A 13,706-nucleotide genomic window follows, 5' to 3' on the forward strand; every position below is an offset into this window, starting at 1 on the left:
ACGCATGGATTGGCCCTCCCGGTGCAACAAACCGCCGGAGCCCGCCATGTTGCCGACGGCGCGGTCTCCCGGCTCCGGCATGTTTGCTCGTGACACCGCTCCCGCGGCGTCATGTCTCTCTTGGCGCTCCCGCGCCGCTTCAGCACGATCGAGCCCAGCAATGCACCTGTCCTACGGTCTGTCCATGGTTTGCGCGTGGTCATAGGCAGGATTACGTGGTCTGTCCCGGGTCTGGATCATCGGCGCCATCGGCGCCGTCACCGGCCTCGTCCGCCTGCTTGACTGGCTGCTTGCCTAAGGCGATGCGCGTGGTCGTGGGCAGGAAACGTGGTCTGTCCCTAATTCCCCACTAATTCCCCATCGCCGTCGCGGCGCTGTGGCTGATGGTGCCGGGGGTCGTGCTGGGTCTCCTCACCGATCTGTTTGGGGTCCAGCGCGGTTAGCACCGGCTCAACGACAAGGAGCTTAGGCCGCGATGGGTCGTTGGGGTCGCAGCCAACTCCAATACCGAAAACACGCTAACCGCGGCGACAGCGAGGAGCCCAAGCCACCCCAAGCCACTGTGCGCCGTGTGATGTTGACCACATGCCGAAGCGTGCGGTGACCATGAGTATTGCTGCGAAACATGCAAAGCTACCGAAACCCTTTTAATTGGCTCGCCGGAATTTCGCGCCTTCGCCAAAACAGGCTCTTCACCTTCAGCACCCGCACAAGGAACCAGCGCAGGTACTTCCAACTAAGTCTTCCAAACTCTCTAGTGCTCTTCCGCAGCACCAGACGCCTATAGCGTCTGCCCCATATCAAGCGTTGCTTCTCGTTCAGTTCTTCGTCAAAGTGCTTAACCTCTTTCCTGGACGCCGGGGTCGCGTATGGGAAATTCGGCCCGGTCATTTTCGGCCGATGGCGCCCCTGTGCATCAAGGTACTCAGCGTAGGCATACGCGAAGTCTCCCATGGCAACACGATGCGATTGCGATTCCACGACTTCGGCTTCGGTACACTGCGTCAATGTGATACAACCTGATGAATGCAGCTCGCGCATAACTGCCGTCATCGTTTCATTCCGGCAAACGACAAGGCTGATGCCCGTCCGTGTCGTGACTGTGCTAGGAAGCCAGGCATCACCAACGACGATATCGGCGAGGAAGTTGCTATGATTGACGCACAAATGGCATCGGCGCGCATTAAAAGCGCGATCGAAGGCCGCCTGGTAAAAGAAATCAACCCGGCGCGACACGGCAAAGGAAGCCTTACTCGTGTGTAGTCGCAGCTTGCCGATGGGGCCGCCGCCGCGATACTCGACATTAGTCAAGTCATTGAAATCAATGCCCTTATACTCACAAATTGCTCGCAAAGCGTGGTGGCTATATTGCCAGCCGCAGAGTAAACCAATTGTAGAATGGACCCGCTCGGCGAGGTCCGGCGCGAAGGCATAGATGTAATTGAAGATACCTTCCAACTCGCACGGAATGCCCACCAGCACGAAGCGCCCTGGAGTATCTCGGAGCAGCTTTAGAACATGGTGTTTAGGGAGGTTGTGATAAATGGAGCCGGGAAGTTGATCAACGTCGGCCGGATCGCGGATCAGAGTCGAGGCGAACTCGACGCCCGCGACATGCTTAAGCACGATGGCGCCGTCCACGTCTATCCGCGCAAGGAGATGCCGCAACAGCTCCTTGATGATACCTCCGCTGCTTGCGGCGAGGTTGCGCTCCAAATCCCTAGACTGGGCGAGCATGACCTGATCAACCACGCCGAAAGCCCCCGGCTTCCGCCCGGGGAAACGTCGTGCTTGCAGCCACGGAAAGTCCACGGCGATCGCGGGACAGACTTTGGCGGCTTCGGGGCCTCCGCTGGCGCTCGGTTGCCAGATCTGGCGCCTCTCATCAAGAACAAGCTTTAAGGATGGATCTGCATGCACACAGGCACCGCAGCTAATGCAAAGCCCTTCTTCGATGACCTGCGATAGATCAGTGTCAACGAATGGCATCGGTGACACCTCTGGCACAAGAGAGGACCGCATCGACATTACGTTCCGCCGAGCTCACGACGTCGGGCAGGTGCCTCCGAATCCGGTCCTCGATCGCGGACGTACCCAAAAGCAGCGCGTCGATACCATTAAGCATGGTATCGATCCCGGTAACTGAGAGGTCATACTCAGCCTCAGGGATCGCAAACGCCGACAGCACCTCGCCATACTTGTGCCCCCACCCGAGTACAACTGGCGTGCGACATACCGACAACGCCGAGATCATGACGTGGAACCTTGACGTAATCACGAGGCGGCACTCCGACAGCAATGTTCGATAAAAATGCGGATCGCCTTCCGCATCGGCGATTGTGCAGCAATGTGGCGCCCGCACTGCGGCGAGAACGCGCTCGCACAAGGGCAGATCATTGATACGACTCGATGGTTTGCCGGGGCGAGCAGAGTGTGCCAAAAGCACCACGTCGTGAGATCGAGTGAGATGATTGACCAGTTCCACGCAAATGCGAAAATAGTCGAGCGACTCTTTCGCGAGCCGATTCGCCAATACCTGACTCGGGGCGAAAGCAATCAACCCCCGGGCGGAAGGTGGGCGTTCGCCGGGCGGCTTAGTCCGGTCAATGCTGGGCTTGAGTAAGAACGCGGCATCGGCCGCACAGCCCTCATTGCGCACCCCTACGTCATCAAGATGCCGCTGTGTTTGTCGCCCGCGCGCAAGGATGGCGTTTAGACGCGGCAGAACGAGTAACGCAGCGAACCGATTCACGATTCGCTGAAAAGGCCCCATTGCCTGTGACACCTTGACAATCGGCGTCCCTAAGATCAGTGCCGGCAGGGGTAGCAATACGTTGTAAGCAAGTGTCACAGCCCCGCGACCGTCCGAGAACGAAATGCCGGATACGTCGGCGACTGCTGCGGCCGTTGCGAACGCACGGACTGCTGCAGTGGCGGGGAGGCGACGAGAAACGAATCTGTAGACCACGGCGGATGGCAGAGACAGGATGATCGCCGCCGGTGTATAGGGCACGATGCGCAGGCCATGGCGCGCGGCCTGGCCGCGGTCCGCGCTGGGTAGCGACGTAAGAACGACAACTTCGGCCTGCACTCGACGACGTAAACCTTCGGCCAAGCCCAAGGTCATGGATGCGGCGCCCTTGTTGCCGGTTAAGGAACCGCCGACGATCAAGAAGCAGGGGGGCAACTGACGCACCGTTGGATGACAAAGCAGGTTGCTGAACTGGTTGCCGCGCCCATCACATCCGCCGCGACACAGGTGAGTCGCGCGAGCAACGCGACGGCTGCAACGCTTCCGTCGCCGTTCAGTAGCAAGACAAAGGTTGCCTCGCGGACGCCGATGCCGCCCGGCGCGGGCAGGAACAGGAACCCCAGCGTCCAACTGACCGCGGTTGCGAGTAACGTGTTTGCAATTGGCAAGTCGACGCCAAGCGCGTTGGCGATTATCCATGTTGCCGCTGCGAGGAGCAGCCATGCAGGTACCTGGGCCAACGAGAACTTCAAGATACGGGAACCCGCAGGCAAGGCCGACAGGCAGCGCGTCAGCAAGGGGACCCGGTGTACGTGCAGCACCGCGCGAACGTGCTGGTGCGCGAGCAACAAGCCAACCGGTGCCAAGCCCAGCACCGGTACAAGTAGATACACTGATCCGTGCGGCCGCGCGCCGAGCACTAGCGCCAGTGATGTCACAAGGGACGCGGCGAAATACGCGGACGTGACGGATATTACAGTCGAGGTGTACGCGACGGTCCGGGAGGCGCCGGCGCGGTGCGCCCACTCGCTGCGACCGATAATGGCGAAGGCTCCGCCCGGCACATACTTGCCGAGTTGACCCAGAAAATAGGCCCGTAGAGCCGTTGCGAGCGGTAGCCGACAATGCATGTCCATGACGATTCGCTGCCAGACGGTCCCGATACTCGCCATGGCGGCCATCGTCAGCGCCAACGCGCCGACGAGTAACAGCGGATCGGCTTCGCCGAGCATGGGCTCAATAGCCGCATACTCTTTGCCGACGAGATGCAATACGTAACCGAGCCCCGTTAGCGAAACCAAGGTCCCGAAAACGATGGACAGCCGGCGAGAGAGCGAGGTCGTCATGCAGCAGGGGTGATAGGTGAGCGATCAGCCGGTTCGCAATTAGTCTTTGTCGGTATCGCGGTACATCAGCGCTGTCAACTGTTCTGAGACAAGCCCCATCATGAAGACGATGACGCTGGCGATCAGCAGCGCAGCGCCCATGTTGGTGAAACGATTGACCGTTATGTATGTGTAGGAGTAGTAAAAAGCGGCGGTGAGCAAAAACGCGATGCTTACGGGGAAAAACAGCTTCATCGGCGAATACAGCGTGACCATCTTGAAGATGATCAATAGAAATCTGACCCCGTCGCGCACAGGCCGGATGTGGCTTTTGCCCCGACTGCGAGACACGTCAACGTAGACGAACTTCACGGGGAAGCCGGAACGAAGAAACGCCATCGTGATCGTCGTCGGGTAGGAGAAGCCGTTGGGTAACAGATATAGGAATCGGCGGAACAGGTCCGCCCGCACGGCGCGAAAGCCGGAGGTCAGGTCCAAGACCGGGTGCCCGCTCAGCAGCGAAGCGGCCTTGTTGTAGAACGAATTGCCGAACCAGCGCAGCCGGCTCGACTGACTGGCAGGTTGCCGTGCGCCGACGACCATAGCGTACCCGTCTTCGAGCGGTGCGAGCAGTCTTGTGATGTGCTCCGGCCGATGCTGTCCATCGGCGTCAAGGAAAACGTACAGGTCGCCCGTGGCCGCTCGGGCGCCGCGCTTTACAGACGCGCCATTGCCAAGTCGATATGGATTGGACAGGACGGTGGCACCCGCCGCCGCGGCGACGGCGGCGGTCTCGTCCGATGAGGCATCGTCAACGACGAACAACTCGGCGTCTGGGAATCGGCCGGCGAGCTCCGCGACGAGCGGGCCTATCGTTTCCGCTTCGTTGTGGGCGGGTATGATGATGCTGAGCTTCATGGCTGCGTGTGGTGCTTATAGCGTATGTGCGGGATGGTCGCGACCGATCGGCTGGGACAGGTGCACACGATCCCAGGCGGCGCGCTCGCTAGACGCGAGCACGCGCCAGTTAAAATCCTCGCTGACTGTCTGCGGCATGGGTGCGTCACTGCCGAGACGTCATCGCTGATTACGGTTGTATGCAATGTCGATCCACATCGCGAACAGCAGGAACCCTAGACCGCTCAGCCGGGTCCACCTGTGCATCGCCGGCCATGACCACCGTAACGTCAAACCGCTCCGCCAGCGCGGCCTTGTAGCCGCTCGCGATGGCGCCGCCGACGTCTTGGTTCTCAGCGTGGCGGATTAGGACGATGCGCTCCGGCGCCTTGTTCACGTACTCTTGCACGACACCTGCTGTGACGTCAGAACTCTTGTCGTCCACGACGAATATGCGGTCCCCGCTCGCTGGCATGGTTTCTATAACGCGGCGAATCAGTACCTGCTCGTTGTAGCAGGGAACGACGACGGCGGGGCGTTGGTCGAAGAACATTGGTTGAAGGATTGAGTGTCAAGGGGAAAGAAATTCAGGTCTCGGAGTCGCTTCGGCTGGCTAACCAGCACGGACTAGTTATGACTTACGGCTTCACGGCTGCGCCCGAATCTCACAGCGGAGCCTGGTATCAAGCCGTCCAGCCGCGCGCCTTTCGGCTTGCGTCGGCAGGGCCGACAGAACCGAAGAGCGTTGGAGATCCGCGCTTCGTGCATTGACGGCGGGATGCGCTGTCGCTTTCTCGTGATCCGGCGCCGGTCGCTTATGACCAGGCTCCAAACTTCGGTTCGTGGGATGCAAACGCGGTCTGTCCCTGGTTTCCCTCATGACGGACTCGGACCCACGGCAGCATAACACCTGTCTATAGTGAACCCGCCGCCGGCTGAAGTCGGGTCAAAAATGCCTCTGCCTCTTCGGCGAGGGGCAGGTGTTCAGCAACGACGCGGGCTGCTTGGAGTACGTCACTCAGCCTGCCGGGAGAATCTTCTGCCGCGCGTAGGATAGCCGCGCGTAGCGCAGTCTCGGCGACCACGCGTTCGCCATTCTGGATTGCGATCAGAGCCCAGGTGGTCAAGGCCGCGAGATGGACACCAGTCATGTGTATGTTCGGGTTGTGAGCAAGGCCCTCGGCGAAGGTAAGCATTGCCCTTGAGGGCACCGCGGGGCAGTCGCCGTTGGCTACGGCTTCGTTGAGACGCTGAGGACCATTGGTCGTCGCCGGTGAAACTGTCCCATGTTTGGCCAAGATCCGCGCCTGGTCGACTAGTCCGTCTGGCAATCGCGGGCTATGGCAATAGAGATACAGTTCCTGGAGGAACCCGTACGCATCCGTCGGCTTCAGGCGCTGTTGCTCTTGAGCAAAGAAAAGCGCCGCTTCGCCGTTGGCCTGCGCGACGGCAATACCAAACATGCCTTCAACCAATCGCGGCGAGTTAGGATGCTGCGCGTAGTCAGCGACCATCATTGTCTGCGCATCCCGCCATTGCAAGGCGCGGGCCGCGGTATTGGCGCCCAACAACAGCAGAAACCCGATGACTGCAATACCCAAAACGTTGCGATATCGTTGAGTTGTGATCAAGGGCCGAAGGGTCGCGACTTGCACCAAAGCCATTCCCATTAACGCTAGATAGTTACGGTGCTCGAAAACCGGCTCCAACGGCAACGCCGTGCTTTCCACCAAGTGCCAGGTGAAGAACCACAACACGCCGAAACCGATCAGCGGGGCCCTCTGCCTCAGCAATAGCGCGCCCAGAACTAATGCAAGCAGTGCCGTGCCGGCTATGAAGGTCTTGGCGTCTAATGCCCGCTGGATTGGAAAGCCGTCCTGGAACAAGGTCATCTGCGCCGGCACAGGCAGCAAAATCATTTGAATATACAGGCAGATAGCATGAATTTCCGTGAGCAGGCGTTGCCCCAAGTTGAAGTCACGACCCGCATACCCGGCGAAGAGTTCATTGTGGCTATTTAGCAGGACGAATAAGCCGACGCCGACCGGGAGCGCAACAAACGTGAGCAATAGGCCGGCAATCAGCCGTCGCTGCAGAGGATTTGAAGACCAGGGTTTCAAGACAAACGCTTCCAGTAGCAACAAAACCGGGGCGATCAGGACGGCATTCTCTTTGCTGAGCAAGGCGAGCGGCCCAAAAAGGACCAGGCCGATAAAGGCAACTGCCAGGCCCGCCCATGGCCGATGCTTCATCATCAGTCGCCCCTCCATGTACAGACAGAGCGCGAGCAAAGAAAAAAAGCAGACAAGATCACCATGCGTTGCACTGCGTACAGCACCGTACTGACTTGGAGAGGGTGCAGTAGCCAGATTGCAGCGATCCCCAAGGCAGGAAGGTAGACTCGGGTAACGCTTTCTAGCCGACTTCCTGTCGCCGAAAACACAAGCGCGGCGAACCAGACAATGAGCAGACCATTCGCGAGATGCAGCATCAGGTTCTGATACTTGAACATCGGCGGATGGCTGCCACTGCCGTGCAGCGTTAAAGCGAGCGTCAGTCTGGACAGAGCACGCGATAGGCCGCCAACGCGATCACCGGTCAGGATCATGGGCCGAAGCGTTGACCAATTGAGTGTTTGGGTCTCGAGCCGATCGATATTGAGATGATCGTCCAGTAGAAAAGGTCCATTGATGCCAGGGGCGTACGCCAGAAAAGTGGCGGTCAATAGAGCGGGCATCGCGGCCAAGAGCAAGAGCCACGATCTTGACGTCAAGCGCCGTAGTATCAAGATTTTCCGCATCAATCTACTTGCCGGGAGTTAACAACTTAGCGAATCATTGACTCGCTCATCGGCTGGGAGTCGCGCGGCAAGGGGCGGTGTTGTTGTGTCATTGGTTCGGCGGAACCGCGATGGCGTGAACCGGGATTGGTATGTCGACTTTTTCTTTGCGTAGTTGTTCACCGTAGCCTTCGGTGGTCGATGCGGCGAACGCGACCGCATGGGCTGGGTCAGGGACGATACTCGCAATCTGGCCGATTTGCGTTGCAACTTGATCTAGTCGAGCCGGCGAGTCAGAAGCGGCAAGTGCCAACGCGGAGCGCAAGGCGCTTCGTGCGGTGTCCATGTCCCTGGAAAGTGCCGCCAGTACCGCCCATTGATGATAGGCCTTGATGCGAACGGAGGTCATGTGGGCGCGTTCGTTGCCGGCGATATTCTTGGCCAGGTGGAGCGTAAAGCCTGGTGGAACGACCGGGCACCTCTGCTGCCGCACCGCCGTGTCCAGTTCGCCCAAGGTGCTTACTAAAGCTGGAGTCACGCGGCCGGTCGCGGCACGATGCAGCGCTGTCTTCAGCAGACCACTAGGTAGTTGGTCGTCTTGACAACGGAAAATGATCTCGTAGAGCAGCGGCCAAGCGTCATTTGGCAGTAGGGCGCTAAGCTGATCGAGATAGATTCTTGCTGCTTTGCGATCACCGCGGTTGTTGGCGAGGACGAACATGCCCTCGACAGCGCGGACTGAATGCGGGGCGCGCTGATATTCCGTTCGCACCAGCAGTTCGTAGCTGCTCCAGCTGAAAGCGCGAGAAGCGGTATTTAGCCCAAGCAGCAGGACTAAGGCGAAAGCGCCGATGGCAAGGGGACGCTGCAGATTCGGGGCGTGAGAGAGGCGCTGACCAGCCAGAACGAGCACCATCGCGGGCCCTAGCAGAGCGAGGTAATTGCGATGTTCGAAAACCATTTCCAGGGGCACAATCGTGGATTCAACCAGGTGCCAGACAAAGAACCAGAGGATGCCGAGCGTGATCAGTGGGGCGGTGCGCCGCAACGTGAGGGCTATACTAACTAGGGCCGTCAGACCGAGCATGCCGATAATGGTGCGAAGGTCGAGCACCCTCTGCACCGGGAAGCCATCGTGATACAGCCCCATCTGCGCGGGCACCGGAAATAGGATTAGTCGGAGGTAGAACCAGATGGCATGGACTTGGGTTAAGAGCCGTTCTGCGATATCGAAGTCGCGCCCGGCATAACCACCAAGGAGGGTATCTGGCGCTAGCAGCAAGATGCCGGAAAGTAATACGATCGGCAGCAGAAAAAAAAAGCCGGCGATGGTCGGGATGCGCCATCTTGCAAGTCGTGACTTAGGCTTAAAGCCAAACAGGGTCAATTCAACAAGGAGCAGCGCTGGTGCCAGCAGCACCGCATTCTCTTTGCTCAAAATCGCTAGTGGCCAGAATAATAGGAGGCCGACCAATATGAGAGTGAGTCCAAAAGTAGGTGCTGATTCGATCAGCAGCCGACCTTTGACATAGCAAACGAGAGCAATTAATGAGAAAAATGCCGACAAAAGGACTAGTCGTTGTACGGCATACAAAACTGTGCTGACTTGCAGAGGATGCAGCAGCCAAATGGCCGAGACGAGCAGCGCAGTCCAATACTGTTCCCCTCCGCCTGTAGCCCGTGGATCGCCCGCTTGAACGAACAGCGCAACTAGCCAGAAGACAAGCAGTCCGTTGGCTAGGTGCAGCAGAACATTTTGATATTTAAACGTTGGCGCATCGTAACCGCTGCTGTATTGGGTTAATGCAAAGCTAATTCTAGTGACGATACGGGAAATGCCAGCAAACCGCCCGGACAGCAGCGTCAAGCGAGCTTCTTTCCAGGTTAGGGTTTCCAGTTGAGCCTGCTGAAGGTTGGCCGCGTCGTCAAGAACAAAATCCCCCTCTAGCCCGGGAGTGTACGCGAGCAGCGTCGCGCAGATTAAGGCAACGATTATCAGTACAAGGACGAACTGTCGAGAAAAGAAGCGCCCTTGATCGGGCGCGTTTTCCGGCATGGCGATTGCTCTGTTACTGCTGGTCATGCCAAGCCAGCCAGTTAGGACAATCGTCGGTTCAGCTGCTAACGGCAATTGGCCGGGGCGAGGCGGACCTCGTCTCCACTAGACGAGCAGCCCCAGGTGATGCCCGAGGTGGTTTCCGTGGGCGTGAGTGTGATCACAAGATCCCCAATTGCGCTATCGGCAGTGGCAATGATGGCGCCGTTCGTGACGGTAACGGATGCCACAGAGGATGTTGCGACGAAGGATGCGGCGCCGACACTTGCTGCTGTATCCATGCCAGATGTTGGGTCGCCACCGGCAATTGACTCGGTGACACCGAGCTTATATGGGGCAGTGGCCAGCATGATCTCGGACACCTGTGCCTTCTTCGTGTAGTCCATATACGACGGAATGGCGATGGCGGCCAGAATGCCGATGATGGCGACGACGATCATCAGTTCGATGAGCGTGAAGCCGGATTGCTGTTTTTTCATGGGATGTCTCCTGTTGCGCGTGTGGTTCGGGGCCTTTCGGCCGGGACTTCGAGGTCGGTCCGGTGGCGCGTGCTCTGGTTTTGGTTGGAGACGACCCCGGAACGGTCTTGGCATATCGCCTGATGCAAGGATCGGGCCGCTGGCATGGGGCGTGTAATGCACTGTTTCTGCATGGCCTTGTGGGAGTGCGCGCGCAGCGGCTAGGGGGAGGGCTGATGCAGGCGTCATGGAATGTCCGGAAGTGACAAATTTGGGCACTTTGCGGTGCTTTCTTCCGCGGTTGGCTGCCGTTGGCGGGATGTTTGGTCGGCGGCGAGGGCGGGGCGGCGGCAAGGTGTTTGCCGGAAATGCGACCGGGTTCTCGCGGCGGGCGCCGCGGCGGCGGCGGTGGCTGCGGCGCGGCGTGCCTATGTGTGCGCAGATGCCTTGGGTTTGAGACCGCGCCTTGTTGCAGAGGCGCTCGGGTCGGCAGCGGCCGGCATTAGCGGCAGCTTGCGGGGAGGTTGACCTAGCCTGGACTCGACGCATCGCCGACGCAGTGCCAGATGACCTGGGTGTTGCGGTTGCTGACGAAGTCGGCGACGGCGCCCCCGGTTTCGTCGGACAGCACGAGATGGGCCGTGGCGATGGTGCCGTCGTCGGTGCAGGCGCTGCTGGTGACGGCGCCGATGGGGCTCGTGATGTCGCGGATGCCGTTGCAGGCGTCGGCAGCGGGGTCGAACGCGCAGTTCTCGGCAATGATGATCTTCATGGGCGCTACCGCGGAGATGGCCTCGGCGACATGCGCGCGGGCGACGGCCCCCTGGAAGGTCTGCGTTGCGAGCGCGGCCAGGATGCCGGTGATGGCGACGACGATCATCAGCTCGATGACGGTGAAGCCGCGCTGGGCGGCGGCGCGTGCCGTGGCTGTGGAGGTTCGGCAGCCTGGTGCCGGTGTGTGTCGGCATGCGGCGCTGCTCGGACTAGTGCGTGGTTTCTGGTTCATGGCGTTCTCCGATGCCATGTGTCTGATTTGGCGTGCCGGGGCGTCGTTGTCGCCGCCCGTTTAGCACTGCTGCTGCGGTCGTGTCAAGTATCGGCCGGGCTGGCCGATTCGGCCAGTCGCGCCAGTCGCGCCAGTCGCGATTAGGCAACTGCCGCGCCAAGCGGGGTGGCCTTGGTGGGGCCGGCGGCCTGGCGGGCGGTTCGGCTGGCGGCAGGGTGAGAGCGCGATGGCGGGGCGGCGGGTTGTGGAGCGACTGACGTCGGCGTAGTCCGGGCGGCGATCAGTGTTGGGCGTTGCGGCTAATGATCATGGCGACCAGCGCCACGGCGGAGGATGCAGGGCGCTGCTGGCCGTGGCCGTTTCCCTCACCCCGGCCCTCTCCCGGAGGGAGAGGGAGATAACACGGCGGGCTTGTTACCAAGTTCAGGGACTGTGCCGGTGTCGGAGCTCTCGCATCGATCGAGGCGACAGCTGAGGTTGCCGTCGGCTCGCGAACCCCGGCGACGCCTCAGGATTGCGGCCCGCGATCCAACTGCCGACGCAGCCGCTCCACCTCGGCGAGCGCACGTTCTTTGGCCTCGCGCTCCCGGTTCTCGGCGGCACGCGCCTGCTCTTCGCCGGCACGCGCCTGCTCTTCGGCGGCACGCGCCTGCTCTTCGGCGGCACGCGCCTTTTCTGCTGCGGCACGCGTCTGCTCCAGCTCGGCACGGGTCTGCTCTAAAGCCCGTGTGCGCTCTTCCATATCCTGCTGCATCGCGTGCTGCACGCGCTGGTATTCGAGGCGCGCCTGATAGGCGTGATAGGCGTTCTCTTTCTCGGAAAAGGTGTTCAGGGTGCTCATGGCTTGCCTCATCTCAGGGGTGTCCATCCAGGGCGGCAGGTGGTCGGGGTCGAGCTTGGCGCCCTCTTTGAAAAATTTGACCCAGCGATCTTGCTCGGTCTCCACCGCCTCAGCGGCGAACTTGCCGATCTCCAGCAGCCGAATGCCGCCGTGCTCGCCAAACACGCGACCGGCGTTATCGCGCAAGCGGATGTCGTGGGCGTAGCTGGGGTCGTCGGCGAGTAGGACGTCACCAAGCAGCCAAATGGCGTAGGTGGGGCGCAGCGTGGCGTAATGCTGGCCCTCCTTGAGTTGGCTGCTGTAAAGGTCGGCCCAGCCGTAGATGATTCGGGCGGTCAGGTCGCGGTGGGTGAGCAGTTGCAGCTCGACCTGATACAGACAGCCAAGGGCATCGCGGGCCTTGACATCGACAATGCTGAGCTTGTCGTCCAGAAATTCCTTGTCGTTGTAGGGGTTCTGGATCTCGACCGTCGTGATCGGACGGGGTAGTCCGGCGCCCAACACCGCGTTCAGAAAATGAATCAACAGGCTGCGGTTGCCCTCGGCCCCGAGCAGGGCCTTGAAGACACAGTCGACCTTGGGATCGATGCGATGGCGCATGCCCCGAGTCTAGTGAGCCGCCGCGGCAGAGGCAAGCCAGCGGCAGCGGTTGGCTGCGCTCACCGCTCCGCATGGCCCTGACCGGCCTGCGGGTGCGGTGCGGGGGCCGACGGGGTCACCATTTCGCTGACCGGGCTCAATAGGCGGTGAAAAAGCCTCGCGGCTGCGCACGATGATCTAGGTCAATAGCCCACGAAACGCTGCGTTGAGCCGGTGACGCGCCGTCAGTTCTCTGTGTGTTGGTTGCGGAACCGATCCGCACCAGTCACCCTTCAGGTTCTAGGCACTCGGGCTGCTCCCGATGGGGAGAAGGCACCCGGCCCCTGGCTCATTTGAGCCCCAAAAAATCATCGGTGCCCCGCGCAGGTCCAAGTGGTGCACGGCAATGCCTGTCGGCGGGCCGTGCGTTCACAGGTCTCTGGCTTGCGCTCCGGCGGAACGCAGCCAACCCGGTCTGGCTCGCTGGCGGGGGCGTCTCGGGCACATAACGTTTTCGCTCCGCGGTTGATGTCCGCGTGGCGGGACTACCTCGGGGCTTAATCAGATCTGGTGGCTGGTCGCCAACCCCTTGTCCAAGCGCACCGAGGCATGCCCGGTCCGGTTCAGGCGAAGGCGCGGTTCACGTCGAACGCGCGCGCGGGGCGAGGCCGGGTGCACGAGAAGGCGCGCGTTGCATCGGGTGACGGGTGTTGGCGGCGACGTGGCGCGGAGCGCCGGGGGCTGCGTGATACCGCGGCAGCGGTTTCACGAGGGGAGCGGCGCTCGTAGCACATGGCAGGGACGCTGCAGAGCGCGCGCCGGGGGCATCGAGCCCCCGGCGCGCGCAGCCGGCTGGAAAGCCGGCGGTCCCAGTCCGCGTCGTCCCGGCAGCGAGGTTGTGGGGATGGGTAGGGGTGGTTGCAGATTGGGGCGGTGCCGGTGCTGTCGCGGCTAACGCCGCTCGCACGGGGGAGGGCGGAGCGCGGTGGGAGCGGCTTTAGCCGCGATGGGGC

Annotated in this window: 11 protein-coding genes; all 11 read right to left on the minus strand. The window is 60.9% G+C overall.

What is annotated here, in order from left to right; all coding sequences use genetic code 11:
• Window positions 1–633: 633 nt before the first annotated feature.
• The 11 genes from ML01_RS28095 to ML01_RS25680 all read right to left on the minus strand — a co-directional run bounded on the left by ML01_RS28095 (window position 634) and on the right by ML01_RS25680 (window position 12,714).
• Window positions 634–1,989 (minus strand): Coenzyme F420 hydrogenase/dehydrogenase, beta subunit C-terminal domain, encoded by a 1,356-nt coding sequence (locus ML01_RS28095; RefSeq protein WP_162268113.1) that lies wholly within the window; start codon window positions 1,987–1,989, stop codon window positions 634–636.
• Window positions 1,976–3,196, minus strand: a complete 1,221-nt coding sequence (locus tag ML01_RS28100; RefSeq protein WP_216819276.1) for a polysaccharide pyruvyl transferase family protein — start codon at window positions 3,194–3,196, stop codon at window positions 1,976–1,978. The genes ML01_RS28095 and ML01_RS28100 overlap by 14 nt, the downstream gene beginning before the upstream one ends.
• Window positions 3,169–4,098: a lysylphosphatidylglycerol synthase domain-containing protein gene (locus ML01_RS25645; RefSeq protein WP_058558220.1), complete on the minus strand. Its 930-nt coding sequence runs from the start codon at window positions 4,096–4,098 to the stop codon at window positions 3,169–3,171. The genes ML01_RS28100 and ML01_RS25645 overlap by 28 nt, the downstream gene beginning before the upstream one ends.
• Window positions 4,099–4,137: 39 nt before the next feature.
• A complete protein-coding gene (locus ML01_RS25650) occupies window positions 4,138–4,995 on the minus strand; it encodes a glycosyltransferase family 2 protein (protein WP_058558221.1) in 858 nt (285 codons plus the stop codon).
• 169 nt (window positions 4,996–5,164) lie between these two features.
• A complete protein-coding gene (locus tag ML01_RS25655; protein WP_058558222.1) occupies window positions 5,165–5,527 on the minus strand; it encodes a glycosyltransferase in 363 nt (120 codons plus the stop codon).
• A gap of 361 nt (window positions 5,528–5,888) precedes the next feature.
• Window positions 5,889–7,229 (minus strand): hypothetical protein, encoded by a 1,341-nt coding sequence (locus ML01_RS25660; RefSeq protein WP_156428009.1) that lies wholly within the window; start codon window positions 7,227–7,229, stop codon window positions 5,889–5,891.
• A complete protein-coding gene (locus tag ML01_RS29430) occupies window positions 7,229–7,720 on the minus strand; it encodes a hypothetical protein (protein ID WP_156428010.1) in 492 nt (163 codons plus the stop codon). The genes ML01_RS25660 and ML01_RS29430 overlap by 1 nt, the downstream gene beginning before the upstream one ends.
• A 142-nt stretch (window positions 7,721–7,862) precedes the next feature.
• Window positions 7,863–9,809 (minus strand): hypothetical protein, encoded by a 1,947-nt coding sequence (locus tag ML01_RS25665; RefSeq protein WP_216819277.1) that lies wholly within the window; start codon window positions 9,807–9,809, stop codon window positions 7,863–7,865.
• Between the two features lie 65 nt (window positions 9,810–9,874).
• Window positions 9,875–10,288 carry a pilin gene (locus ML01_RS25670; RefSeq protein ID WP_058558225.1) on the minus strand — a complete coding sequence of 138 codons (414 nt, stop codon included), beginning with the start codon at window positions 10,286–10,288 and terminating at the stop codon, window positions 9,875–9,877.
• 508 nt (window positions 10,289–10,796) lie between these two features.
• Window positions 10,797–11,273, minus strand: a complete 477-nt coding sequence (locus ML01_RS31205; RefSeq protein WP_156428012.1) for a prepilin-type N-terminal cleavage/methylation domain-containing protein — start codon at window positions 11,271–11,273, stop codon at window positions 10,797–10,799.
• A gap of 508 nt (window positions 11,274–11,781) precedes the next feature.
• Window positions 11,782–12,714, minus strand: a complete 933-nt coding sequence (locus ML01_RS25680; protein ID WP_058558227.1) for an Rpn family recombination-promoting nuclease/putative transposase — start codon at window positions 12,712–12,714, stop codon at window positions 11,782–11,784.
• Window positions 12,715–13,706 lie beyond the last annotated feature (992 nt).

Origin of the sequence: Thiohalocapsa sp. ML1 (genome assembly GCF_001469165.1) — a bacterium.
GTDB lineage: Bacteria > Pseudomonadota > Gammaproteobacteria > Chromatiales > Chromatiaceae > Thiohalocapsa.

Coding starts and splice junctions, on each gene's coding strand:
- ML01_RS28095 (WP_162268113.1), bottom strand. CDS start 1,989: ATGCCATTCGTTGACACTGATCTATCGCAGGTCATCGAAGAAGGGCTT.
- ML01_RS25645 (WP_058558220.1), bottom strand. CDS start 4,098: ATGACGACCTCGCTCTCTCGCCGGCTGTCCATCGTTTTCGGGACCTTG.
- ML01_RS25650 (WP_058558221.1), bottom strand. CDS start 4,995: ATGAAGCTCAGCATCATCATACCCGCCCACAACGAAGCGGAAACGATA.
- ML01_RS25655 (WP_058558222.1), bottom strand. CDS start 5,527: ATGTTCTTCGACCAACGCCCCGCCGTCGTCGTTCCCTGCTACAACGAG.
- ML01_RS25660 (WP_156428009.1), bottom strand. CDS start 7,229: ATGATGAAGCATCGGCCATGGGCGGGCCTGGCAGTTGCCTTTATCGGC.
- ML01_RS25665 (WP_216819277.1), bottom strand. CDS start 9,809: ATGCCGGAAAACGCGCCCGATCAAGGGCGCTTCTTTTCTCGACAGTTC.
- ML01_RS25670 (WP_058558225.1), bottom strand. CDS start 10,288: ATGAAAAAACAGCAATCCGGCTTCACGCTCATCGAACTGATGATCGTC.
- ML01_RS31205 (WP_156428012.1), bottom strand. CDS start 11,273: ATGAACCAGAAACCACGCACTAGTCCGAGCAGCGCCGCATGCCGACAC.
- ML01_RS25680 (WP_058558227.1), bottom strand. CDS start 12,714: ATGCGCCATCGCATCGATCCCAAGGTCGACTGTGTCTTCAAGGCCCTG.